Source organism: Burkholderia sp. S-53 (genome assembly GCF_025560745.1).
Classification (GTDB): Bacteria; Pseudomonadota; Gammaproteobacteria; order Burkholderiales; family Burkholderiaceae; genus Burkholderia; species Burkholderia pyrrocinia.
Genome location: NZ_CP090484.1, coordinates 1,282,364 through 1,304,589 on the forward strand (window position 1 = coordinate 1,282,364; position 22,226 = coordinate 1,304,589).

Annotated in this window: 21 protein-coding genes and 1 pseudogene; 14 read left to right on the top strand and 8 right to left on the bottom strand. The window is 66.8% G+C overall.

Going from position 1 to position 22,226, the window contains the following annotated elements; translation table 11 throughout:
* Positions 1 to 19: 19 nt before the first annotated feature.
* Positions 20 to 748, bottom strand: coding sequence for a GntR family transcriptional regulator (locus LXM88_RS27855; protein ID WP_262546950.1), 729 nt, complete (start codon positions 746 to 748; stop codon positions 20 to 22).
* Between the two features lie 158 nt (positions 749 to 906).
* On the opposite strand from LXM88_RS27855, the gene LXM88_RS27860 reads away from it, so the two are divergent.
* The 3 genes and pseudogenes from LXM88_RS27860 to LXM88_RS27870 form a co-directional block, all read left to right on the top strand.
* Positions 907 to 2,373 (top strand): mannitol dehydrogenase family protein, encoded by a 1,467-nt coding sequence (locus LXM88_RS27860; protein ID WP_262546126.1) that lies wholly within the window; start codon positions 907 to 909, stop codon positions 2,371 to 2,373.
* A gap of 127 nt (positions 2,374 to 2,500) precedes the next feature.
* Positions 2,501 to 3,775: an MFS transporter gene (locus LXM88_RS27865; RefSeq protein WP_262546128.1), complete on the top strand. Its 1,275-nt coding sequence runs from the start codon at positions 2,501 to 2,503 to the stop codon at positions 3,773 to 3,775.
* A pseudogene (locus LXM88_RS27870) lies at positions 3,775 to 3,966 on the top strand (hypothetical protein); the annotation flags it as partial. The gene LXM88_RS27865 and the pseudogene LXM88_RS27870, both read left to right, overlap by 1 nt.
* A 178-nt stretch (positions 3,967 to 4,144) precedes the next feature.
* On the opposite strand, the gene LXM88_RS27875 reads toward LXM88_RS27870, so the two are convergent.
* Both LXM88_RS27875 and LXM88_RS27880 read right to left on the bottom strand, forming a co-directional pair.
* On the bottom strand, positions 4,145 to 5,278 hold the full coding sequence (locus tag LXM88_RS27875) for a transposase (protein WP_262546132.1): 1,134 nt from the start codon (positions 5,276 to 5,278) through the stop codon (positions 4,145 to 4,147).
* Between the two features lie 201 nt (positions 5,279 to 5,479).
* Positions 5,480 to 7,405, bottom strand: coding sequence for an SMP-30/gluconolaconase/LRE-like region family protein (locus tag LXM88_RS27880; RefSeq protein WP_262546134.1), 1,926 nt, complete (start codon positions 7,403 to 7,405; stop codon positions 5,480 to 5,482).
* Positions 7,406 to 7,512: 107 nt separating this feature from the next.
* Between LXM88_RS27880 and LXM88_RS27885 the strand changes: the two genes are divergently transcribed.
* Entirely contained in the window at positions 7,513 to 7,722 is a 210-nt protein-coding gene (locus LXM88_RS27885) for a hypothetical protein (protein WP_262546136.1), read from the top strand.
* 151 nt (positions 7,723 to 7,873) lie between these two features.
* Here LXM88_RS27885 and LXM88_RS27890 read toward each other — a convergent pair whose 3' ends face one another.
* Together LXM88_RS27890 and LXM88_RS27895 are read right to left on the bottom strand one after the other, a co-directional pair.
* Entirely contained in the window at positions 7,874 to 8,305 is a 432-nt protein-coding gene (locus tag LXM88_RS27890; RefSeq protein ID WP_262546138.1) for a GFA family protein, read from the bottom strand.
* Between the two features lie 100 nt (positions 8,306 to 8,405).
* A complete protein-coding gene (locus LXM88_RS27895) occupies positions 8,406 to 9,599 on the bottom strand; it encodes a porin (RefSeq protein ID WP_262546140.1) in 1,194 nt (397 codons plus the stop codon).
* Positions 9,600 to 9,922: 323 nt separating this feature from the next.
* Here LXM88_RS27895 and LXM88_RS27900 point away from each other — a divergent pair, with 323 nt between their 5' ends.
* From LXM88_RS27900 to LXM88_RS27910, 3 genes are all read left to right on the top strand, one after another.
* Entirely contained in the window at positions 9,923 to 10,555 is a 633-nt protein-coding gene (locus LXM88_RS27900; RefSeq protein ID WP_262546142.1) for a LysE family translocator, read from the top strand.
* Between the two features lie 12 nt (positions 10,556 to 10,567).
* Positions 10,568 to 11,104 (top strand): GNAT family N-acetyltransferase, encoded by a 537-nt coding sequence (locus tag LXM88_RS27905; RefSeq protein ID WP_262546144.1) that lies wholly within the window; start codon positions 10,568 to 10,570, stop codon positions 11,102 to 11,104.
* A gap of 89 nt (positions 11,105 to 11,193) precedes the next feature.
* A complete protein-coding gene (locus LXM88_RS27910) occupies positions 11,194 to 11,928 on the top strand; it encodes a metallophosphoesterase family protein (RefSeq protein ID WP_262546147.1) in 735 nt (244 codons plus the stop codon).
* A gap of 100 nt (positions 11,929 to 12,028) precedes the next feature.
* On the opposite strand, the gene LXM88_RS27915 is transcribed toward LXM88_RS27910, so the two are convergent.
* The gene (locus tag LXM88_RS27915) at positions 12,029 to 13,351 is read right to left on the bottom strand and encodes an ATP-binding protein (RefSeq protein WP_262546149.1); all 1,323 of its coding nucleotides are present in this window, start codon (positions 13,349 to 13,351) and stop codon (positions 12,029 to 12,031) included.
* Positions 13,348 to 14,088 (bottom strand): response regulator, encoded by a 741-nt coding sequence (locus tag LXM88_RS27920; RefSeq protein ID WP_262546151.1) that lies wholly within the window; start codon positions 14,086 to 14,088, stop codon positions 13,348 to 13,350. Before LXM88_RS27920 ends, LXM88_RS27915 begins: the two co-directional genes overlap by 4 nt.
* Before the next feature lie 233 nt (positions 14,089 to 14,321).
* Here LXM88_RS27920 and LXM88_RS27925 point away from each other — a divergent pair, with 233 nt between their 5' ends.
* The 4 genes from LXM88_RS27925 (at position 14,322) to LXM88_RS27940 (ending at position 16,573) form a co-directional block, all read left to right on the top strand.
* Complete coding sequence (locus tag LXM88_RS27925; RefSeq protein WP_262546153.1) at positions 14,322 to 14,894, top strand: thioredoxin family protein; 573 nt, start codon at positions 14,322 to 14,324, stop codon at positions 14,892 to 14,894.
* A gap of 162 nt (positions 14,895 to 15,056) precedes the next feature.
* Positions 15,057 to 15,611: a PAAR domain-containing protein gene (locus tag LXM88_RS27930; protein ID WP_262546155.1), complete on the top strand. Its 555-nt coding sequence runs from the start codon at positions 15,057 to 15,059 to the stop codon at positions 15,609 to 15,611.
* A 3-nt stretch (positions 15,612 to 15,614) separates the two neighbouring features.
* Positions 15,615 to 16,235: a type VI secretion system amidase effector protein Tae4 gene (locus LXM88_RS27935; protein ID WP_262546157.1), complete on the top strand. Its 621-nt coding sequence runs from the start codon at positions 15,615 to 15,617 to the stop codon at positions 16,233 to 16,235.
* A complete protein-coding gene (locus tag LXM88_RS27940) occupies positions 16,235 to 16,573 on the top strand; it encodes a hypothetical protein (protein WP_262546159.1) in 339 nt (112 codons plus the stop codon). The genes LXM88_RS27935 and LXM88_RS27940 overlap by 1 nt, the downstream gene beginning before the upstream one ends.
* 309 nt (positions 16,574 to 16,882) lie before the next feature.
* Here LXM88_RS27940 and LXM88_RS27945 read toward each other — a convergent pair whose 3' ends face one another.
* The gene (locus LXM88_RS27945) at positions 16,883 to 17,521 is read right to left on the bottom strand and encodes an FMN-binding negative transcriptional regulator (RefSeq protein WP_262546161.1); all 639 of its coding nucleotides are present in this window, start codon (positions 17,519 to 17,521) and stop codon (positions 16,883 to 16,885) included.
* A gap of 123 nt (positions 17,522 to 17,644) precedes the next feature.
* On the opposite strand from LXM88_RS27945, the gene pdxR reads away from it, so the two are divergent.
* The 3 genes from pdxR (at position 17,645) to LXM88_RS27960 (ending at position 22,196) form a co-directional block, all read left to right on the top strand.
* Entirely contained in the window at positions 17,645 to 19,180 is a 1,536-nt protein-coding gene (gene pdxR / locus LXM88_RS27950; protein WP_262546164.1) for a MocR-like pyridoxine biosynthesis transcription factor PdxR, read from the top strand.
* A 97-nt stretch (positions 19,181 to 19,277) separates the two neighbouring features.
* On the top strand, positions 19,278 to 21,509 hold the full coding sequence (locus LXM88_RS27955; protein WP_262546166.1) for a penicillin-binding protein 1A: 2,232 nt from the start codon (positions 19,278 to 19,280) through the stop codon (positions 21,507 to 21,509).
* A 234-nt stretch (positions 21,510 to 21,743) separates the two neighbouring features.
* Positions 21,744 to 22,196, top strand: a complete 453-nt coding sequence (locus tag LXM88_RS27960; RefSeq protein ID WP_262546168.1) for a nuclear transport factor 2 family protein — start codon at positions 21,744 to 21,746, stop codon at positions 22,194 to 22,196.
* The last annotated feature ends 30 nt before the right edge of the window (positions 22,197 to 22,226 follow it).

The window sequence follows — 22,226 nt, forward strand, 5'->3', positions numbered from 1 at the left end:
CACTCCTCCAGCGGGCGATTCAGTCGACAAAGTATTGGGGGGCGCGGCTGCGCACGGCCGGCAGATGCGAGCCGATCCGGTCGACGTGCGACGCGACCGACGCGCCGAGCAGCGCCATGTTGCGCGACGCGATATGCATGAGGATCTGCTCGTGTTCCTGCAACGCGAGACGAGCGTGACCCTCGACGTCGTCGAGCAGCAGCCAGCGCACGCGATCGTACTGACGCTTGATTGGCTGCAGCATTTCCCACACGTGCGGCCGTCCGGCGAACTCGAACATGCGGGCGTGCATCTTCTCGTCGAGCGCGAAAAACACATCGACATCGCCAACGTCGACCGCGTCGCGCTGCGCGTCGATGAGCCGCGCGAGCTCGGTCAGTTGGGCGGGCGCAATCTTCTGCGCGAGTTCGACGTGATTCGCGCATTCGAGCGTGCTGCGCGCGAACCGCCCTTCCTCGAGGAGCGATACCGAGATCGGCGCGACGAACGTGCCGACCTTCCGGTGGATCTGCACGAGCCGCTCGTCGGCCAGTTGCGCGAACGCTTCGCGCACGGGCGTGCGGCTGACCTTGATCGTCGTCGAGATCACGGCTTCGGATAACGCGGTGTGCGGCGGCAGCGCGCCCCGCACGATCGCGTTGCGCAGCAGCGCGTGTACCTGCTCCGTATAGGACCGGCTCTCGTCCAGCGAGAACGCCTGCAACGCCGTGACGACGACGCCTTCCTCAAATGCTGCGGTTTCGTTCATGTTTGCCGATGCTTCCGACTTGATATCGATAACTACCATGGTACACAACACAGCAAAATTGTTCGAACTGGCGTTTACACCAATAACTTCCAGCAAAAACTCGCAATAACCTTCACTCACTCCATTATCTACCATGGTACACACCGTCACCGACCGACATGCCACCCGTACCCGACTTCCTGCGCACCGCGCCGCCCGGCACGCGCCGCCCCCGCTATGACCGGCACGCGGTCCGCACGGGCATCGTCCATCTCGGCCTCGGCGCGTTCCACCGCGCGCATCAGGCGGTCCATACCGAGACCGTGCTCGAGCAGGGCGACCTGCGCTGGGGGATCGTCGGCGTCGAGCTGCGGCGGCGCCATACCGTCGACCTGCTCGCCGCACAGGACCACCTGTACACGGTGACCGAACGCGACGGCGACGGCGCGCGCACCCGGATCGTCGGCGCCGTGCACGGCGCGCTGTTCGCGCCGGAATCGCTGCCCGCGCTGCTTGCGCTGATCGCCGATCCGGGCGTGTCGATCGTCAGCCTGACCGTGACCGAGAAAGGCTATTGCCGCCGTCCCGGCGGCGGCCTCGACACCGACGATCCCGCCCTCCGCGCGGACCTCGCCGCGCCCGACACGCCGCGTACCGCACTCGGCGTGATCGCCGCCGGCCTCCGGCGGCGGCCGGCCAGCGCACCGCTCACCGTCGTCTGCTGCGACAACATGACGTCCAACGGCGACACGCTGCGCGCGCTGCTGCTCGACTACGCGGCATACATCGACGACGGCGCGCTGGCGCGGCGCATCCGCGACGACGTCGCCTTCCCGAACAGCATGGTCGACCGGATCGTGCCGGCTGCCACGCCCGAGTCGCTCGACTGGGCGCAAGCGCACCTCGGTGCACGCGACGCGGCGGCGATCGTCTGCGAACCGTTCTCTCAATGGGTGATCGAGGATCGCTTCGCCGGCCCGCGCCCGCGCTGGGAAGACGCCGGCGCGCGCCTCGTCGCCGACGTGCGGCCGTACGAAACGATGAAGCTGCGGCTGCTGAACGGCTCGCATTCGGCGATCGCGTATGCGGGACAACTGCGCGGCCGCGCGACCGTGTCGGACGCGATGGCCGATCCGGCGATCGCGGCGTTCGTCGACGGCGTGATGACGCACGACCTGCTCGCGACCGTCGACGTGCCGTCCGGCTTCGACGCGCACGACTATTGCGCGACGCTCGTGCAGCGCTTCCGGAATCCGACGCTCGCGCACCGCACCGAACAGATCGCGATGGACGGCACGCAAAAGGTGCCGCTGCGCTGGCTGCCCGCGCTCGCCGACAGCGCGGCGGCGGGCATCGAGCGCCCGTATCTGGAGCGTGCGCTCGCGCTCTGGCTGCACTACCTGGCCACCGCGCACGACGCCGACGGCCGGCCGCTGACGATCAGCGACCCGGGCGCGGCCGCGCTCGCCGAGCTGCTCGGCGCTGCCGGCGATGCAAACGGCGCGGTGCGGGCGGCACTCGCCAGTGCCGCGCTCGCCGGCCCGGCCGCGTGGCCCGACGCGCTCGTCGCGCGCGTCGGCGCGCATCTGTCGACACTGCGTGCGCACGGCACCGATGCGCTGCTCGCGCCGCTGCACACGCGCTGACCGACCTCACGACCGGTTTGCGCTGCCACGCGCGAATCGCATGACGCCATTCCGCCGGCGCGCACGTCGGCGCGGCGAATGACAGACCAGACATGACAGCTGGCCCACCGGCACGAAGGAGACGAACATGAAGCAAAAGACGCAGGCGTGGTTCACGGTATTCCTGCTGTTTCTCGTGTACGGGATCAACTATCTCGACCGCGTCGCGCTGTCGATCGTCGCGCCGATCGTGCAGACCGATCTCGGCATCGACGCCGCGCAGATGGGCCTCGTCTTCAGCACGTTCTTCGTCGGTTATGCACTGTTCAATTTCATCGGCGGCCTCGCGTCCGACCGGCTCGGGCCGAAGCTCGTGTACGTGCTGTCGGTCGGGCTCTGGTCGATCTTCTGCGGGATGACCGCGCTGACCGTCGGCTTCGTGAGCCTGCTGATCGTGCGGCTGCTGTTCGGCATGGCCGAAGGCCCGCTGTGCTCGGCCGCGAACAAGATGGTCAACAACTGGCTGCCGCGCGACGCCGCCGCGACCGCGATGGGCCTGCTCAGCGCGGGCTCGCCGCTCGGCGGCGCGATCGCGGGGCCGATCGTCGGCCTGCTGGCCGCGCAGTTCGGCTGGCGGCCGGCATTCTGGATCGTCTGCGCGATCGGGCTCGCATGGGTCGTGCTGTGGATGGTGTCGACGTCGGATCGTCCGGCCGTGCCGGTGAACGACGCGCCCGGCGTGCCGGCCGCCGCCCGCGCGAGCGGAAACGACGCATCGGCGCCCGCGCGCACGCTGTCGCACTACGTGCGCCAGCCGCGCATCCTCGCCACGGCGGCCGCGTTCTTCAGCTACAACTACGTGCTGTTCTTCTTCCTGAGCTGGTTCCCGAGCTATCTGGTGCACGCGCATCACCTCAACATCAAGGAGATGAGCATCGCCACCGTCGTGCCCTGGCTCGTCGGCACGGTCGGCCTCGCGTGCGGCGGCGCCATCTCGGATGCGCTCTACCGGCTCACCGGCAACCTGCTGCTGTCGCGCCGGATCGTGCTCGTCACGTGCCTGCTCGGCGCGGGTGCATGCGTCGCGATCGCGGGCACCGTGCAGTCGACGCAAGGCGCCGTCGCGCTGATGTCCGTGTCGCTGTTCTTCCTGTACGTCACCGGCGCGATCTACTGGGCGATCGTGCAGGATGTCGTGCACCCGTCGCGCGTCGGCGGCGTGAGCGGTTTCCTGCATTGCATGGGCAGCCTGTCGGGCGTGATCGGGCCGGCCGTGACCGGCCTCATCGTCGAACGCAGCGGCTCGTTCGCGGCCGCATTCGTGCTGGCCGGCGCGATCGCACTGGCGGGCGCCGTGCTGGCAGCCGTATTCGTGCGCAATAGCCGGCCGTCGGAAGTCCTGCGCGAACGCACGGCGCACTGACGCCGCGCGGCTACGTGACCGTCGACGCGTTCGCGACCTGCGAAACGGCGATCGGCAAGTTCCCCGCGTGCTTCCAGCTCAACGCGAAAAACCTGCTCGACAAGATCTGCTACCCGTCGAGCAACAACAACCTGATCATCGCGGTCGGTGAACCTCGACTCGTCACGCTGACGACGAAGGTGTCGTTCTGACGGCTCGGGGCAGCCGACGCAATCACGCTGCATCCGTCGGCCGCCGCTTCCACATCGGCTTCAACCGCGAAGCCGCTCACGCCGCCCACCGAATCCGCGATGCTTTCAATACAGCTTGACTGCTCTCCTTCCTGAAAGAAGCAGATTCCCACTTCACCGAATGCCACCCGACATCGCCTCAAAGAGACATGGGATTTACGCTTTCTCCATGGGCTGATACCGCCAGTCCGGCGGCCAAAACGTTACACGCAGCGTTGATGTCGCGGTCGTGGGCAGTCTCGCAATTCGGACAGACCCACGCGCGCACATTCAACGGCAGCGTGGTGACGGTGTGCCCGCAATCGCTACATCGCTTGCTGGACGGATACCAGCGATCGATGCGGATCAACGTGCGGCCGTACCACTTGGCTTTGTACGTCAACTGCCTCACGAATTCCGACCAGCTAGCGTCGCTGATCGACTTTGCGAGTCTTCGGTTCTTCAGCATGTGCCTGACGGCAAGGCTCTCGATGGCGATCACTTGGTTTTCGTTGATCAATCGTGCCGAAAGCTTGTGCAGGAAGTCCCTGCGGCAATTTGCTATCCGGGCATGCATGCGTGCGACTTTTAGTCTTGCCTTTTTGCGATTGGCTGAACCGGGTTGCTTTCTCGCCAGCCGCCGTTGAAGCTTGGCAAGCTCGGCTTCATTCTTGCGAAACACTTTCGGTGCTGCGATCTTTTCGCCCGTCGAAAGAACGACAAAATCTGTCAACCCGAAGTCGATGCCGACCACGGCGGTCGCTTTCGATTTTGCAGAAACCACGTCGTCGCACAGCATCGATACGTGGTATCGACCGGCCGCGTCTTTCGACACCGCGACGGTCGTTACCCTCGCGCCTTTAGGGATTGAGCGCGACCAGCGGATCGCTAGTGGCTCATTCATCTTCACCAGCCTCAGCGAAGTGCCATCCCATCTGAAAGCGCTTGCGGTGTACTCGGCCGTTTGCATGCCGACTTTGCGCCGTAACTTTGGGTACTTGGCGCGCTTGGCGAAGAAGTTCGCAAACGCCGTCTGCAAGTGGCGTAGCGCTTGCTGGAGCGGGACCGAACTGACTTCGTTAAGCCACGCATGTTCCGGGGTTTTCTTCAGTATCGTGAGCGCGGCGGAGGTTTCGTGATAGCCAACGCGGGCCTGACGCTGCTGCCACGCATCGGTGCGCATTCGTAGCATTTGGTTATACACAAAGCGCGCACATCCAAACGTTCGAGCAAGAACGGCTTCTTGCTCGAACGTCGGGTAGAACCGGAATCTGTAGGCACGCTTGATATCCATGCCTTAACCATGTCATAAGCTCTCGCGTGCCTCAAGCTTTGGTACAAGCGGCCATTCAGCTACGCTCCTTTCATTCCTCGCCCGCAAGGTTTCTCGGAAGAAATCCGACGAACGACAAGGCGCCGCCGGCCGACGACCCGATCCCCGTCGCGCTCGAACCGTATTCGTGCTGGCTTGCGAAGGCCGGCCCGGCCGGCGCGGTCACGGACGCCAGCGATACACGACGATGCTCGTGCCGTTGTAATTGTCCTTGGTGATCACGTACTCGCCGGTCGAGCGCAGGTACGCACGCACGCCGTACATCGAGTCGACGTCGTTGCCGACATCCATCGCCGACGTATTCGAATTCGTCAGCGTGGTGACGAGCGCACCGGTGTTCAGGTCGTACACGTCGATGTTCGGCACCGTGTGCACGTAGCCGACGAACAGGTAGTGGCCGGCCGCCGCGATCGATTTCGGATTCGCGCTCGTCAGGTTGATCACCGGATTCGGCGCGCTCGTGTTGCCGTTCTTCCAGCCGTGATAGACCTCGATGTGCCCGTTCATCGCGGTCCAGTCCCAATTGCCCGCGAGACCCTGCGCGAGGATCATCGTGTCGCTGTCCGCCTGGTAGATGATGCGCGTGACCGGCGCAACGCTGCTCGGCACGGGCGTCGTCGTCGGCTTGCCCCACGACGGCTTGCCGGTCGCGTCGAAGCCCGTCATCGGGAAGCGGGAAATCACGTTCGATCCGTTCAGCCCTGCCCATACGTCGCCGTTGCCGTCGATGTCGAAACCGGCCGTCACCTGGAGCGTCGTATTGAACGGCTTGCCCGGCAGCGAGCCGGCCGGAATCGCGATATAGCCGCTCGCCGTGTTGAAGTAATAGAAGTTGAAGTTGCCCGGGTTCTGGCCCGACGCGACGAGAATCCGGTTGCCGCCGACCATCACGACCTGGCCGAAGTGCTGGCCGCGCTGGTAGTCGTTCATGTCGAGGCGCGGGTCCTTCGGATAGGTGAACGGGTCGACCGTGTTCGCGACGAACGTGCCGCCGGCCGAACCCGTGTACACGTTGTTGCCGCTGTAGAAGAACGCGCCGTCCGTCACCGGATCGGGCGCGGCGATCCCTTCGAAGTTCAGCGCCTGCAGCTTCCATTGCAGCGCACCCGTCGGGCTGTACGAATGCAGGTCGGTGCTGCCGTTGCGGCCGAGATCCCAGCCGCCGCCCCATGCGTTGTTCAGCACGTACAGGTTGCCGCCCGAATCCTTGCCGAGCGCGGCGACGCGCGTGAAGCGCTTGTCGCCGACCTGCCCCTTGATGCCCGTCGTCGTGTCGAGATAGCCGCCCTGCACGCCGAACGTGCCGACCTGCATCGGCAGGCCGAGCAGCCCGCTGTAGACCTTGATGTTCATGTCGGGCCCTTGGTCGCCCACCATCAGCTGGCCCATCGACGCGTCGAAGTACAGCGACGCCGGCCGCGCGCCGGCCGCCATCTGGATCGTGTTCATCGCCGTGCCGGTCGCGCTGAACTGCGCGACGACGCCCGCGCTCTTGCGCGCGACCCACAGGTTGCCGGCGGCGTCGAGCGCCAGTGCGCCAGGCCCCGAGACGCCGATGTCGCGCTGCCAGACACCATCCGTCGTATAGACGCGCACGCGGTTGCCGTAGAAGTCGCTCACGTACAGCAGGTTGCCGGCCGTCGCGAGGCCCGTGATCACGTCCGCGTACTGGATGCCCGTCCACGTGCTGACCGGGATGCGCAGGTCGCGCAGGTTCGTGCCGCGGTTGTAGCGGCCCACCGAGCCGCTGCCGAACGTGCGGTTGTAGCCGAGCGCGACGAACAGCGACGTCGAGTTGCCGGTGATTGCGCCGCCCTGGAATTCGTCGTGGATGCCGATCGTGCCGAGCGGCTGGCCGTTCTGGTAGATCGCGACGCCGCCCGCGTTCTCGTCCCAGCGCGACGCCGTGTAGATCACGCCCTCGGGCGCGACCCACATCGAGCGCGCACCGTTGCCGACGTGCGAGGCCAGCGTGCCGAACGTGTTCGCGAGCCAGTCGGTCGTGTATTGCACCTGCGCGTGAATCGCTGGCGTCAGCATGGCCATGCACATTCCCAGCAATGCCATGCGAATTTGTTTCATTGACATGAATAATTCTCCCAGACGATCGTTTGTCGACACTGTAAATCGCGGCGCATGAAATATTGGTGATTCCGGCAAAGGCGCATTCGCCGCCATCCCGAATTATTCACTCCATGCTTTTTTCCGTCCGGCGTTTTTTTCGTCAACGATGGTCAAACCCGCTCACCGCGCCGCAACGGCTTGCCGGCGGCGCGGTTGAAGCGCTTTTTTCCGGCATTTTCTTCCGAGTCACCAAAAACGAATGCGTCATTTTTTCTGATACACCGCATTGCTTTTTCATTCCCCGGAGTGGGCTCGATGATTACAAATCGAAATTAAAATGAAAGAGAAAAAATATTATCCGGATCAATCGGCGTTTCGCGATTCGGCGGATCGGGCGTGCCGCGAACGCGGCGGGCGGAAGCAAGGAAGGGGGAAGAAGGAGGCGGCGGAACAAACCGCGCGCCGGCCGTGCCGGCACGCGGTCGCGATCGTTCAGCTCGCGTCGTCGAGCGTCGGGCCGTCCCAGCCGTCGACGTATTTCGGCAGCGCGTCGACGACGTCGATCACGCGGTGCCGGTAGAACAGGTGCATCGTCGGCTGCAGATCGTCAGGCAGTTGCCCGCCGTGCGCACGCGCGGTCAGGCTGTTCGGCACGACGCGCATGCCAAACCGGTTCGTGCCGAACACGATCTCGCCGCACGACGCGCACCATGTGCGCGACATCGACTTCGACGGATGCGGGAACGTCGCGCTGCCGCCGTCGATCGCAACCTGCTCCGGCGGCCACGCGGTCGCGGACAGCATCGACGTGCCGTAGAAATCGCGGCAGGTCGCGCAATGGCAGTTCGCGCGCGCCGCCGGCTCGCCGCGCAGCGTGACGGTGACGGCACCGCACAGGCAGTTCGCGGAATGCGTTCGGGTCATGTCGTCTTCTCGAAGAAAGGAGGCGACAGTATAGGTGCGGGCATGCAACGTCGTCCGCACCGGCTGCGAACGACGTTGCGACCGCAACGACCGCTGCGCGTCAGAACTTCTGGCGCAGCCCGAGGCTGACGATCGCCTGCGACCGCGAGTCGGACGAGTGGCCGTTCGCCTTGTCGGACACCGACGCGGTCGCGGCCACCGGCCGGCCGAGCGCGTCGAGCGTCATGCCCGACGCATGCTGGTACGCGCCGAGCAGGTACACGCTGGTGCGCTTCGACAGGTCGTAGACGGCGCCGAGCGTGACGTTGTGATACTGCGCGCGGTCGTCGACGCCATCGACATCGCTGCCGCGCGTGTAGCTGTAGCCTGCGAACAGTTGCGTCTGCGGCCGCACGTTCCAGCGCGTGAACACGCCCGCGACGTTGAATGTCGCGCGGCCGGCGAACAGCGAACGGTCGCCGCCGCGGTACTGCACGTTGCTGTAGTTCACGCCGACGACGGCCGGGCCGAAGTCATACGTCGCACCCGTCGCGATGACCTGCTGCGACTGCGCGCTCGCATAACCTTCGTTGATCGACGAGTTGAACAGCCCGTCGTCGGTGCTCTGCCACTTGCCCGCAGTCGGGTCGGTCGCACCCGTCTTGCTGTTGTCCGAGCGCTCGTAGCCGACGCCGACCCGCAGCGGACCCGCCGCGTACGCCGCGCCGACGCTCCACGTGTTGCGCTGCTTCATGCTGCCCGGCTGGCCGCCGAAGCCGTACAGCGCGCCGAACGTGAAGCCCGAATAGTTCGCGCTCGTGTACTTGATCGAGCTGTCGACGCGCGCGGTCTGGTCGAGATCATCGATGTCGCCCGGATGCGCGCCGAACCCGCCGATGAACGACGACGGGCCGACCGGGCTCACGAAATCGTCGAGCGACGTGTACTGGCGGCCGAGCGTGACCGAGCCGTAGCGGTCGCTGCCGATGCCGACGAATGCCTGCCGGCCGAATTGACGGCCGCCCTGGCCCGACGTGCCGTTCGTGATGTCGAAGCCGTTCTCGAGGACGAACAGCGCGCGCATCCCGCCGCCGAGATCCTCGGAACCCTTGATGCCCCAGCGGCTGCCGGACAGGTTGCCGGTCGTGAGCCCGACGCTCGAATGCCCGGTGTACGCGCCGGCCGAGCCGACCCGTTCGTTGCTGCGATAGGTCACGCCCGCATCGACGATGCCGTACAGCGTGACGGAGCTTTGCGCGAAGGCGCCGCCCGCGAGCGAGAGCAGCAGCGGTGCTGCGATCAGTGGCTTGTTCATGGTTTTGTGTCTCCGGGCGGTGAACCCGTTGTTCTGTGCGAGTAGCGCGTGCGGAGGCGAGCGCCGCCGGCCGTGCGCGGCCGAGGCGTCCGCACGCGGGAGCGCGCGCATGCGACAGGCGCGCGCGGCGTCGCGGCGGGCAGGCCCGCTGCGGCCGCCATGGTAGATGGAACCGATCCCAGACTAAAGCGCAATGATGAAAACAGTTTCTTGCCAAAATCGAGATAGTCGAAAGCGCGACCGGCCGCACGGCTGCCGTGTCTGTACAACGCTGGCGCGCGCACCCGATAATCGAACGCGCGCCTTCCATCGGGAGTTCCTTCATGCGTGAAACGACCCTGCTGATCTTCGCCGCCGTCGCGTTCGTCGGCATCGCGACACCCGGCCCGACCGTGCTGCTCGCGCTGACCAACGGCTCGCGCTACGGCGTGCGCCGCTCCGCGTACGGCTTCGCCGGCGCGATGCTGTCCGACTTCGTGCTGATCGTCGCAGTCGCGCTCGGCCTCGGCGCGCTGCTGATGGCGTCGGCGTTCTGGTTCTCGGTGGTGAAGTGGCTCGGCGCCGCGTACCTCGCGTACGTCGGCATCCGGCTGCTGGCGTCGAAGGGTTCGCTCGACGTCGTCGCCGCGCATGGCGGCGCAGCGCCCGAACGCAATGCGTCGATCTTCGCGAAGAGCTTCCTGACCGCGGTGACGAACCCGAAGGGTTATCTGTTCTTCTCCGCGTTCCTGCCGCAGTTCCTCGATCCGTCCGCGCCGCTCGCGCCGCAATACGTCGCGCTCGCGGTCACGTTCGCGCTGCTCGACGGCGCGGTGATGTTCGGCTACGCGCTGCTCGGCGCACGCGCGGTGCGGCTGCTGAAACGCTCGGGCGCGCTGTGGCTCGAGCGCACGTGCGGCGCGATGCTGCTCGCGCTCGCCGGTTCGCTGGCGCTGTACCGGCGACATGCCGCATAGGGGCGGGTGCCGATGAGGGTCGCTGCGCCGCCCCGCTCCGGCTTTCCGGGCCTGTCGCTCAGGCAGCTCGAACGCGCGGATCTCGACGCGTGGTACGCGTACCTGTCCAACCCCGACGTGGTCCGTCATACGAGCTGGAACCTGCGCTCGCGCGACGATCTGCTGCCGCTGTTCGACAACATCGAATCGGCCCACCCCGATTCGATCCGGCGTCTCGCGATCGTCGACGCCGCATCGGGCGCGCTCGCCGGCACGATCGGGCTGCATACGGTGTCCACCGCGAACCGTTCGGCGGAAATCGCATACGACGTCGCGCCGTCGCACTGGGGGCGCGGGATCGCGAGCGCGCTGTGCGAAGCCGTCACCGCGTGGGCGTTCGCCGACGGCGGCTTCATGCGCATCCAGGGTGTCGTGCTGACCGGCAACGCGGGCTCCGCGCGCGTGCTGCAGAAGTGCGGCTACCGCTACGAAGGGCTGCTGCGCGCGTACCGGATGGTGCGCGGCACGCCGGGCGATTTCGCGATGTACGCGCGGCTCGCCACCGACTGACGCGCCGCGCGCGGCGTCACCGGCGGGCACGAATGGACGGCCCGCACCGAATTGGCGACAATCGCCGTTCCCTGCCTCGACGACCCGCCATGAAAATCGCCGCGCTTTCCGACATCCACGGCAACCTCGCCGCGCTCGACGCGGTGCTCGACGACGTCCGCCGCCGCGGCGCCGACGTGATCGTCAATCTCGGCGACATCGTGTCGGGCGCGCTGCATCCGGCCGAAACGGCCGACCGCCTGATCGCGCTCGACCTGCCGACCGTCAGGGGCAATCACGAACGGCAACTGCTCGGCGGCGATCGCGAGTCGATGCGGCTGTCGGATCGCTGGGCGCACGACACGCTGCGCGCCGATCATCTCGACTGGCTCGCCGCGCTGCCCGAACGCGCGACGCTCGACGACGACGTGTTGATGGTGCACGGCACACCGGCCAGCGACCTCGTCTATTTCCTCGAAACGGTCACGCCCGACGGTTGCCGCGCGGCGACGCCCGACGAGATCGCGCAGCGCGCGGGCGACGCGCCGGCGTCGCTGATCCTGTGCGGCCACACGCACGTGCCGCGCACCGCGAAGCTCGCGGACGGCCGGCTGATCGTCAACCCGGGCAGCGTCGGGCTGCAGGCGTACACGGACGACCTGCCGCATCCGCACCGGATCGAAACGGGCTCGCCGCATGCGCGCTACGCGATGGTGTCGCGCACGGCGGCCGGCTGGAACGTCGAATTCCACGCGGTCGAATACGACTGGCACACGGCCGCCGCCACCGCGGCATCGCGCGGGCGCGACGACTGGACGGTCGCGCTGCGCACCGGCCGGTGCTGACGCGCCCGCGCCGCTCGTCGACGCGCATCTGCGGCGCGTGTGACCGCGCGCGCCACTGCTTCAACCTGAACCTGATACCGCGACGCTCACGCGCGCCGTATCACCCCGCATTCCTGAGCGTCAGCGTCGCCTCCAGCCCGCCGCCGTCCGGCCGGTTGTGCAGCGTGAGCGTGCCGCCCATCGCGAGCGCGAGTTGCCGTGCGATCGCCAGACCGAGCCCCGTGCCGCCCGTCTCGCGGTTGCGCGACGTCTCCACGCGCCGGAACGGCTCGAACACCGCGTCGAGCTGATCTTCCGGAATGCCGGGCCCGCGGTCGAGCACGGCGATGACCGCGCCGCCGTCCGGCGCGGCGTGCACGTCGATCTCGGCCGCGCCCGCGAACTTCAGCGCGTTGTCGACCAGGTTGCCGACGATGCGGCGCAGCGCCTTCGGCCGCGTGACGAGCGCGAGCGGCGCGCGGCTGTGCAGCGCGACCTCCTGCCCCGCATCCGTGTAGTCGCACACGATGCTGTCGAGCAGCGCGTCGAGATCGATGCGTCGCGCGGCTTCCTCGGTGCCATGCAGCGTCCGCGCATACGCGACGCCCTCCTTCACCAGATGCTCCATTTCGAGCAGGTCCTGGCGCAGCTTCGTGCCCTGCACGTCGTCGTCCATCACGTCGACGCGCAACCGCATCCGCGTGATCGGCGTCTGCAGGTCGTGCGAGATCGACGCGAGGATCTGCATGCGTTCGGCCATGTACTGCGCGATGCGATCCTGCATCGCGTTGAACGCACGCGCGGCGCGCGCGACCTCGGACGGCCCGCCTTCGTTCAGGCGCTCGCCCTTCAGGTCCGGGCCGAGCGCGTCGGCGGCCTGCGCGAGCTGCTTGAGCGGACGCGTCGCGAGCCGCACCGCGAGCCAGCAGCACGCGGCCAGCACCGCGAGCTGCAGCACGAGCACGACCGGCAGCCAGCCCGACAGCGGCACCGTCGACATCGGATGGATGTCGATCGTCAGCGGCGACCCGTCGGTCAGCCGCAGATGCACCTGCAGATGTTCGCGGTCGCCGGGGATCGCGTTCGCGGTCAGCGGGTAGTCGCCGCCGATGCCGTCGGAAATCGACCGCTCGACGCGCGCCGACAGCCGCGCCTCCGGCGGCGTGCCGGTCTCGCCGGGCCCGAGGATGAACGTATAGCTGCGCCGCGCGAGGCGCGGCAGCCATGCGGCCCGCTCGGCGGGCGGCAGGTGATCGAGCAGCGCGACCGTGCTCGCGACCTCGCGCTCGATGTAGCCCATCATCAGGTTGGTGGTCGCCTGGTCGCGCTCGGTCACCGTGAGCCAGAACGACAGCGTCTGCGCGAGCGCGAGGCCCACGCACAGGATCAGCGCGAGCCGCGCGAACAGCGAGCGCGGCCAGTGCCACAGCGTGCGCGCGCTCATGACGTACCGTCGACGGCGGTCACGGCCGACGAGAACACATAGCCCTCGTTGCGCAGCGTCTTGATGTAGCGCGGTTCGCGCGCACCGTCGCGCAGCCGCTGGCGCAGCCGGCTCACGAGCAGGTCGATCGACCGGTCGAACGGGTCGGACTGCCGCCCCTGCGTGAGGTTGAGCAGCTGGTCGCGCGTCAGCACGCGCTGCGGATGGTCGAGGAACACGCGCAGCAGCCGGTATTCGGCGCCGCTCAGCGCGACCAGCGTGCCTTCGGCGTCGAGCAGGTGGCGCCCCGTCGTGTCGAGCCGCCATTCGCCGAACGCGAGCATCTCGGCCGTTTCCGTGACCTGCATCCCGGGCGGCAGCATGCGCGCGCGGCGCAGCACCGAGCGAATCCGCGCGAGCAGCTCGCGCACCGCGAACGGCTTGGCCAGGTAGTCGTCGGCGCCCATCTCGAGGCCGATGATGCGGTCGGTTTCCTCGCCGCGCGCAGTCAGCATCAGCACGGGCACCGTGCGGAACCTGCCGGCGCGCAGGTCGCGGCACAGCGTGAGGCCGTCCTCGCCCGGCAGCATCAGGTCGAGCACGATCAGGTCGGGCGCGCCGTCGTCCAGCACGTTGCGCATCTCGCGGCCGTTCGCGGCCAGCGACACGCGCATGCCGTTCTTCTCCAGGTAGTCCGCGATCAGTTCGCGGATCGCGCGATCGTCGTCGACGATCAGCACGTGGTCGGTCTTGTCCATAAGTCGGTGTCGCAGTCGGTGTCGGGGTGTTCGGGCTGGCGATGTCCGCTGTTATACCGCACGGCCGGCCCGCGTTTGTATCCCAATGTATCGCGCCGCCGCGACGACACACAACATTGCACACGCGCGGTTCGCCGGACACATCGCAGATACGTCGGCGCAGCCTAATGGGGCCTGTCGAAACACGTCCGGCCGCCGCGCCCGAGCGGCGGCCTCCCGATCAGGAGAACGCCATGCTGCCCCGACTCAAGACCACCGCCCTCGTCATCGCCCTCGCCGCCACGGCCGGCCTCGCCGCCTTCGCCGGCACCCGCGACGACCCGGGCATGACAACCTCGCTCGCCGGCACGCCGGCACCAGACTTCACCGGCATCGACCGCTGGCACAACAGCGCGCCGCTCAAGCTCGACCAGTTGCGCGGCAAGGTCGTGCTGGTCGATTTCTGGACGTACTCGTGCATCAACTGCATTCATACGATTCCGTACGTGAAAGACTGGTACCGGAAGTATCGCGACCAGGGGCTCGTCGTGGTCGGCGTGCATACGCCCGAATATCCGTTCGAGCGCGACGCGGGCAACGTCGCCGATGCGATCAAGCGCTTCGGGATCCAGTATCCGGTCGCGCAGGACAACCGCTACGACACGTGGCGCGCGTACGGCAACCAGTACTGGCCCGCGCTGTACCTGATCGATGCGAACGGGAAGGTCGTCTATACGCGTTATGGCGAAGGCGGGTACGACAAGACCGAGGCGGCGATTCGCGGTGCGCTCGCGCAGGCGGGAACATCGGTGGGACGAACGCATTAGAGGGCACCAGTGGCCGACGGAAACGGATTCGGCAATCGCAGCATGCTGTTTTGCCCGCAACAGGTGATGGCTGAAACGTTTCATCTCAAACCATCCTATCAATATCAAGATACGTTATAGCGCCGCACAGCTAAGATGACTGCATTCCGAGAGGGCCAAACAATGAATAGAAGAATTGCAGTTGTTGGCGATAGTCTTTCAAGCGGCGGGACAATTAGCGCATACGACGGCCCGCGATTCCTCGTGCACGGCCATCAAGCGGCCCTGATTGGGGGGAGCGCATTCTGCACCGCGTGCCAAAGCATCGGCACCATCGCAAAGGCGGGCGGCCCATATCGACTCAAGTTCCGGGGAGAAGTCGCGCTAGACGACGATGTCGTCCTATGTGGCTGCTCGACTCCACCTCGCATCGTCGCATTGCTTGCCGGTGAAGCGTGGTGCAGTGACGGGCTAAAGGGCCTCGGTGAAGTCGTTTCGAGCCGCACCACGACGGGAGGCGTCGCATCGATCAGGAAAGGCGCATTCGATGAGCGGGTGAGAGCAACCAAGGAAGCAACAGAAGGGTTGCCCTACTACATCGAAACCGCTGACGGTCGCGTACATTTCGGGCGGCTTGATGCACGCGGCACGCTACCTCGCATCCATACCGGCGACGAGGCAAACGATTACATCGTTTACTGGGGCGACGATGCGCTTGCGAAGCAACACGGAGAATAATTCATGCCGCACACCGAACCCACTAAAGTCCGCTCTACCGACACAAAAGGCTCGGAGAAAGAGGTGCCGTTAGCGGGCGTCACTTTCAAAGAGCTTTGGGATAACTTCCCGTCCGGCAATCCGTACGACAACGCTGAGTATACGAATCAATGCGCCATTCGCCTCAGCGTCACCCTGCATCGCGTTGGCGTCGGCATGAAGTCATTCAATGCAAAGAACGTGAAGCCGATGTTGGGCGCAAGCAGTATCGGTCGCATTTTGCTTGACGGAAAACCCGCTGCAACACGCGCCGATGAGCTAGGCGCATGGTTGCAGCTACAGCCGTTCGCCGGGCTCCCAAAAGCCGAAAACATCACCGGAGAAGATTGGGAGTCGAAGGTCAAGGGCCGCACCGGTATCATCCAGTTCTCGAGGTACTGGACACGCAGTGGCGAATCGACCGCAAACGCGAGCGGAGGTCACATCGATTTGTGGAACGGGTCGCGACTGACCGTTAGCAGCATGCCCGGTGTTGTAGCAACGTTTGGCCGAGCTTTTGGCATGCACGCATTCCTCCCCGAAACGGATTTCGGTTGGTCAGACCTCCGCAACTCCAAACAGATACACTTTTGGGAAATAAAATAATGCGACGCTTCTTCGCTGTAGTCGCTTTCACCATCGCGGGCTTTATCAGCGTCGTTGTATGGGCGGCGATAGACACGCGCATATGCGCAAAATTTGCGTCATTCTGCGCGCCACGCTTCGGTGAGTGTGGTGGCGGCGTTGATGCCTGCGCCTCCACCCTTCATTCAACTCTCTCTCTGTTTCTCTATGTGTTCGGGCCACCGGTTATCTTTGCGGCATTGGGCTTCATCCTGTTTGCTCGCCGCCGCCGCCCGCAAGTCATCGCCGGATACATCGCAATCGCCATCGCAACACATTGGCTGTTGATGTTCCTAAGCGTGCGCATACTTCGTATCTAACGTGAAATATAGCGAACAGCTTTCGTTGTTTCAGATCTCGTATGGCGCCCAATCGTCACGGAGACGTCGCTCTATAAGTCAACCGAATCAATTGAACCAGGCCATCACCGCCTTCAGCCGGTTGTGCGACACCATGTGAATCTCACGGCGAGTTAGTCTCGGCGACGCTTCCTTGTTCCCCGATGGCCGTCGATTGTCTTTGCCACACTCAAGGCCTTGTCATACAAACAATGGCCTTGGCGCAGATGGGCCATCTCGTGCGCCGCCGTGACCTTGTTGGTGACCCAGGTTCACCGTACTGCCGCAGCGCTATTTAACCTTGCGCTCGATTTCCATCAGCATCGCTTCCCCGATCGCGAGATTCCCCTCCGCGATCAGCGCATCACCAGCACCGCGAATATCCTCGACCGCCTTGTTCTGCCCGAGCTTGCGCTTGCCGACGAGCCGCGTGATTTCGATCTGCAGCCCGACGATCGACTGCAGCATCGTGTCGAGAAAATCGGCCGGCGCGTCGGCCATCTTCCACGGCACCGGCTGCGACGCTTCGTGCGTGCGCGTCAGCCGCGCGACCACGCCGCGCACGAACTTCTCGTCGTCGCGCACCGTGATGCGGCCGTGCGCATGCACGACCACGTAGTTCCAGGTCGGCACCTGCCGGTGCGCGACGTGCTTGCTCGGGTACCAGTTCGGCGAGATGTACGCATCGCCGGCGCGGAAGATCACGAGCACCTCGTCGCCATTCGCGACGTCCTGCCAGACCGGATTCTTGCGCGCGACGTGCGCATGCAGCTCGCCGAGCCCGCCGTCGCCCGGCAGCAGCTCGAACGGGATGTGGTTCGCGTCGAGCCCGTTCGTCCCGTGCGTGATCAGGCTGCCGAACGGATGCTGCACGATCAGCTCGCGCAGCGCGTCGGGGTTGGGCTCGTTGAAATCGGCGGGGACGTACATGTCGGCTCCACGGTCGTGCGGCGGTTGGAATGGCGCGGGCGCTGGCCCGTCATGCGCCGATTGTGATCTCAAACTGGTTTATGCTGTAGAGCCGGTTTGGAACAATTTCAGCAGACCAGAATCATGGCAAGAACGGCCCGGAACGTCGAAATCCCGTCGCTCGGCGCGCTCGATCGCACGGCCGGCGACCTGAGCCGCCAGCTCGCGCAGGCGCTGCGCGACGCCGTGCGCCGCGGCGACGTCCGTCCGGGCGATACGCTGCCGTCCACGCGGCTGCTGGCGGCCGCGCTGCAGGTCGCGCGCGGCACCGTCGTCGACGCGTATGCGCAACTCGTCGCCGAAGGCTTCCTCGAATCGCGCGGCGGCGCGGGCACGCGGGTCGCGCACGCGCTCGCCGAACCGCCGCCCGTCCACGAACCCGAACCTCCAGCCCAACGCGGGCGCCCGGCGCGCGCCGGGCTGCCGGAACCGGCCGCCACCTTCGCGCGAATCGCTCGCGAATTCCTGCCGCTGCCGGCCATGCCGTTCGCGATCTCGGTGCCGGTCGGCCTCACCGCGCCCGACGACATCTGGCGCCGGCTCGGCAACCGCCTGCGCGCACGCGGCGCCGGCGCGCCGTCCGGCTATGCCGATCCGCAAGGCGCGCTGCCGCTGCGCGAGGCGATCGCCGACTACGTGCGCCGGTCGCGCTCGGTGCGCTGCACGGCCGACCAGGTCGTGATCACGAGCGGCACGCAGCAGGGGCTGCATCTCGCGAGCCAGGTGCTGCTCGGCACGAACGATCAGGCGTGGGTCGAAAATCCGGCCTATCGCGGCATCACCGCGCTGCTCGAAAGCACCGGGCGGCGCGACGCGATGGTCCGCGTGCCGGTCGATGCCGACGGCCTCGACGTCGATGCGGGCATCCGCATCGCGCCGCATGCGCGTGCCGCATTCGTCACGCCGTCGCACCAGTACCCGCTCGGCATGCCGCTGAGCATGGCGCGGCGCAACGCGCTGCTGGCATGGGCACGCGCGCAGCGCGCGTGGATCGTCGAGGACGACTACGACAGCGAGCTGCGCTACGAAGGCTATCCGTTCCCGTCGCTGCAGGGGCTCGACCCCGACCGCGTGATCTATCTCGGCACGTTCAGCAAGATCCTGTTTCCGTCGCTGCGGCTCGGCTACGTGATCGCGCCCGACGATCTCGTGCCCGCGTTCTGCGGCGCGCGCGTGCTGATGGATCGCCATGCGCCGACCGCCGACCAGCACGTGCTGGCCGCGTTCATCGCGGAAGGCCATCTCGATCGCCACATCCGCCGCGTGCGCGGCGTGTACGCGGAGCAACGCGCGCTGCTGATCGACACGCTCGGCGCGCGGCTGCCGCGCGAACGCGCGTGGGTGCAGCCGGGCGACCAGGGGATGCACGTCGTGCTGTGGCTCGCCGAAGGGATCGACGATCTCGATGTGGTCGCCCGCGTGGCGCAGGCCGGCGTCGCGGTGCGCGCGGTGTCGCCGATGTTCGCGCCGGGCACCGCCCGCCCGGGGCTCGTGCTCGGCTTCGGCGGGTTCGGCCGCGCGCAGATGGAGGCGGCCGCGCAGCGGCTCGCGGACGTGGTTTCGTCGGAGGAATCGCGGCCGGTCGCGCCGCAAAAGGTTGTCCGCAGGCAACAAACGTAATCGTCTGTAAATCCTGCAAGCAAACGGCCGTTTCGGCCGCCGGCACGCGTGCGCGGTTTGCTAGGATCGCGCCTCTTCCGTCCACGCCCCTGCCGCCGTGAATCGCATCGTGCCGTTTCTTCGAGACGCGTGGCTCCGTTGCCGCGCCAGCGTCGCGCCGCTCGCCGCCGCCTGCCGTGCGCGCACCCGCGCGCTGTGTGCCGGCGCGCTGCAGCGCCTGCGTCATCCGACGCGGCGCGGCGTGGTGTTGACGCTCGCCGCGATCCCGGTGCTGAGCCTGCTGGTCCTGCTCGCGTTCGTTCCGTTCACGCCGAGCATCGGCGACATCCGCAAGGCTCGCATCGACCGCCCCGCGCGCGTGCTGTCGGCCGACGGCGAGCTGATCGCCGAGTTCCGGCCCGTCAACCGCGAATGGGTGCCGCTCAAGCAGATCTCGCCGCACATGGTCGATGCACTGATCGCGACCGAGGATCATCGCTTCTACTCGCATCACGGCATCGACTGGCGCCGCACGATCGCGGCCGGGCTGCACACGTTCTCGGGCGGACGCCAGGGCGGCTCGACGATCACGCAGCAGCTCGCGCGCAACCTGTACCCCGACGAAGTCGGCCGTTCGCTGACGCTCACGCGCAAGGTGAAGGAGCTGATCACCGCCTTCAAGATCGAGACGGTGTACAGCAAGGACGAGATCCTCGAAACCTACCTGAATACCGTGCCGTTCCTGTACAACGCGTACGGCGTCGAGATGGCCGCGCGCACCTACTTCGGCAAATCGGCAGACCAGCTCGACATCGCCGAAAGCGCGACGCTCGTCGGGATGCTGAAGGGCAACAGCTACTACAACCCGGTGCTGAATCCCGAACGCGCGGTGCAGCGGCGCAACATCGTGCTCGACCGGATGGCGACGATGGGCATGCTGTCGCCGCAGCAGCTCGCACACTTGCAGCGCCAGCCGCTGCGCGTCGACTTCGAGCCGCAGACGGCGCAGCCCGGCCTCGCGCCGCACTTCGCGGTGCAGCTTCGCAAGTGGTTGATCGCGTGGGCCGACCGCAACAACTACGACCTCTACTCGGATGGTCTCGTCGTGCGCACGACGCTCGATGCGCGGCTGCAGGACATCGCGACGCAGGCGCTGACGCAGCAGACCGAGCGGCTGCAGGCGATTGCCGACAGCGCATGGCGCGGCCCGTCCGGCTGCGGGCTGCGCAACGACCTGTTCCGCGGCTTCATCCGCCAGACACCCGACTATCGCAGTGCTCGCGACGCGGGGCTCGCCGATGCGGCGGCGCTGAAGCAACTCGGCGCGAATCGCGAATTCATGCGTGCGCTGTGCGAGCGCAAGACGCAGGTGCAGGCCGGCTTCGTCGCGATCGATCCGCGCAACGGCGCGATCCGGGCATGGGTCGGCAGTCCCGATTTCGGCAGCGAGCCGTTCGATCACGTCGCGCAGGCGCGGCGGCAGCCGGGCTCGACGTTCAAGCCGTTCGTCTATGGCGCCGCGTTCGCGGACGGCATGCGGCCGGGCGATACGTTCGTCGACCGCCCGGTCGCGATCCCGATCGACGGCCGCGCGGTCTGGCGCCCGACCGATGAGGAGCCGCCGACGGGCGAACCGATGACGCTGCGCGACGCGCTCGCGCTGTCGCGCAATCGCATCACCGCGCAGGTGATGCAGCATGAAGGCGCCGCGAAAGTCGTGCAGCTTGCGCGCGCGATGGGCGTGCGCGACAGTCCGCTCGACGCGGTGCCGTCGCTCGCGCTCGGCACGAGCCCCGTCACGTTGAAGGAGATGGTGTCCGCGTACGGCACGATCGCGAACCGCGGCGTGTACGTCGCGCCGCAGATGATCACGCGCATCGAGGATCGCGACGGCAAGGTGCTCGCCGCATTCGGCAGCGCGCCGCCCGAACGCGCGTTGCCGGCGCCTGCCGCGCAGACGCTCGTCGACGTGATGCGCGATGTCGTCGACTACGGCACCGGCGCCGACATCCGCTCGCGCTACGGAATCCGCGTCGACGTCGCCGGCAAGACGGGCACGACGCAGGACAACGCGGACGGCTGGTTCATCCTGATGCATCCGCAACTGGTGGCCGGCGCATGGGTCGGCTTCGACGACGGCAGCGTGACGCTGCGCAGCGACTACTGGGGTGCGGGCGCGCACAGCGCGCTGCCGATCGTCGGCGGTTTCTACGATGCGGCGCTGCGCACGCGTGCGATCGATCCGCACGCGCAGTTCTCGCCCGACTTCCGGCCACGCAGCGCGCCGGCGCCGGCGCCGAGGCGCCGCCCGCATCCCGGCCTGTTCGACTGGCTGAAGTTGTTCCGCTGAGCGCGGCGCAGGCAGACAACGCCGGCCGGCATGACGGCGGCCCGTTTCATCGACGCGTCGTCGCCGCCGATTAGCGCGGCTCGACGACGACGCGTCCCGTCACGTCACGTCGACGAGACCGACCTTCCCGTCGCGATTAGCGCAGCAGCGCGCCGAATTAGTCCACCCGGACGAAGCGGGCCCACCGCGCGCCGCGCACCATCGTCGTCACTGACCATCGATGATCGAGGCCCCATGACCCAAAGCGCAGTCGACATCGCGAACCTTCTGTATCTCTACGCGGAGCGGCTCGATGCCGGCGACCTGCCGGGCGTCGCGGCGCTGTTCCGGCACGCGCGCATCAAGACGAAGGAAGGCGCGCCGACGATCGGCGCCGATGAACTGCTCGCGCTGTTCGACGCGAGCGTGAAGCGCTACGCGTGCGGTACGCCGCGCACGAAGCATGTCGTCACGAATCCGATCATCGAGATCGACGAGGCCGGGCATCGCGCGACGGCGCGCTCGTACTACACGGTGCTGCAGGCCGTCGACGGCCTCGCGCTGCAGCCGATCGCCGCGGGCCGCTATCACGACGCGTTCGAACGCGTCGACGGCGTGTGGCGCTTTACGTTCCGCGACTACACGCTGTTCGATTTCGCGGGCGACCTGCGCTACCACCTGAACCGGAACGAATCGCCGGCCGGCTGACGTGCCCGCCGGCACAAAACGCAGCCGCGC

Coding starts and splice junctions, on each gene's coding strand:
- LXM88_RS27855 (WP_262546950.1), bottom strand. CDS start 748: ATGAACGAAACCGCAGCATTTGAGGAAGGCGTCGTCGTCACGGCGTTG.
- LXM88_RS27860 (WP_262546126.1), top strand. CDS start 907: ATGCCACCCGTACCCGACTTCCTGCGCACCGCGCCGCCCGGCACGCGC.
- LXM88_RS27865 (WP_262546128.1), top strand. CDS start 2,501: ATGAAGCAAAAGACGCAGGCGTGGTTCACGGTATTCCTGCTGTTTCTC.
- LXM88_RS27875 (WP_262546132.1), bottom strand. CDS start 5,278: ATGGATATCAAGCGTGCCTACAGATTCCGGTTCTACCCGACGTTCGAG.
- LXM88_RS27880 (WP_262546134.1), bottom strand. CDS start 7,405: ATGTCAATGAAACAAATTCGCATGGCATTGCTGGGAATGTGCATGGCC.
- LXM88_RS27885 (WP_262546136.1), top strand. CDS start 7,513: ATGCTTTTTTCCGTCCGGCGTTTTTTTCGTCAACGATGGTCAAACCCG.
- LXM88_RS27890 (WP_262546138.1), bottom strand. CDS start 8,305: ATGACCCGAACGCATTCCGCGAACTGCCTGTGCGGTGCCGTCACCGTC.
- LXM88_RS27895 (WP_262546140.1), bottom strand. CDS start 9,599: ATGAACAAGCCACTGATCGCAGCACCGCTGCTGCTCTCGCTCGCGGGC.
- LXM88_RS27900 (WP_262546142.1), top strand. CDS start 9,923: ATGCGTGAAACGACCCTGCTGATCTTCGCCGCCGTCGCGTTCGTCGGC.
- LXM88_RS27905 (WP_262546144.1), top strand. CDS start 10,568: ATGAGGGTCGCTGCGCCGCCCCGCTCCGGCTTTCCGGGCCTGTCGCTC.
- LXM88_RS27910 (WP_262546147.1), top strand. CDS start 11,194: ATGAAAATCGCCGCGCTTTCCGACATCCACGGCAACCTCGCCGCGCTC.
- LXM88_RS27915 (WP_262546149.1), bottom strand. CDS start 13,351: ATGAGCGCGCGCACGCTGTGGCACTGGCCGCGCTCGCTGTTCGCGCGG.
- LXM88_RS27920 (WP_262546151.1), bottom strand. CDS start 14,088: ATGGACAAGACCGACCACGTGCTGATCGTCGACGACGATCGCGCGATC.
- LXM88_RS27925 (WP_262546153.1), top strand. CDS start 14,322: ATGCTGCCCCGACTCAAGACCACCGCCCTCGTCATCGCCCTCGCCGCC.
- LXM88_RS27930 (WP_262546155.1), top strand. CDS start 15,057: ATGAATAGAAGAATTGCAGTTGTTGGCGATAGTCTTTCAAGCGGCGGG.
- LXM88_RS27935 (WP_262546157.1), top strand. CDS start 15,615: ATGCCGCACACCGAACCCACTAAAGTCCGCTCTACCGACACAAAAGGC.
- LXM88_RS27940 (WP_262546159.1), top strand. CDS start 16,235: ATGCGACGCTTCTTCGCTGTAGTCGCTTTCACCATCGCGGGCTTTATC.
- LXM88_RS27945 (WP_262546161.1), bottom strand. CDS start 17,521: ATGTACGTCCCCGCCGATTTCAACGAGCCCAACCCCGACGCGCTGCGC.
- pdxR (WP_262546164.1), top strand. CDS start 17,645: ATGGCAAGAACGGCCCGGAACGTCGAAATCCCGTCGCTCGGCGCGCTC.
- LXM88_RS27960 (WP_262546168.1), top strand. CDS start 21,744: ATGACCCAAAGCGCAGTCGACATCGCGAACCTTCTGTATCTCTACGCG.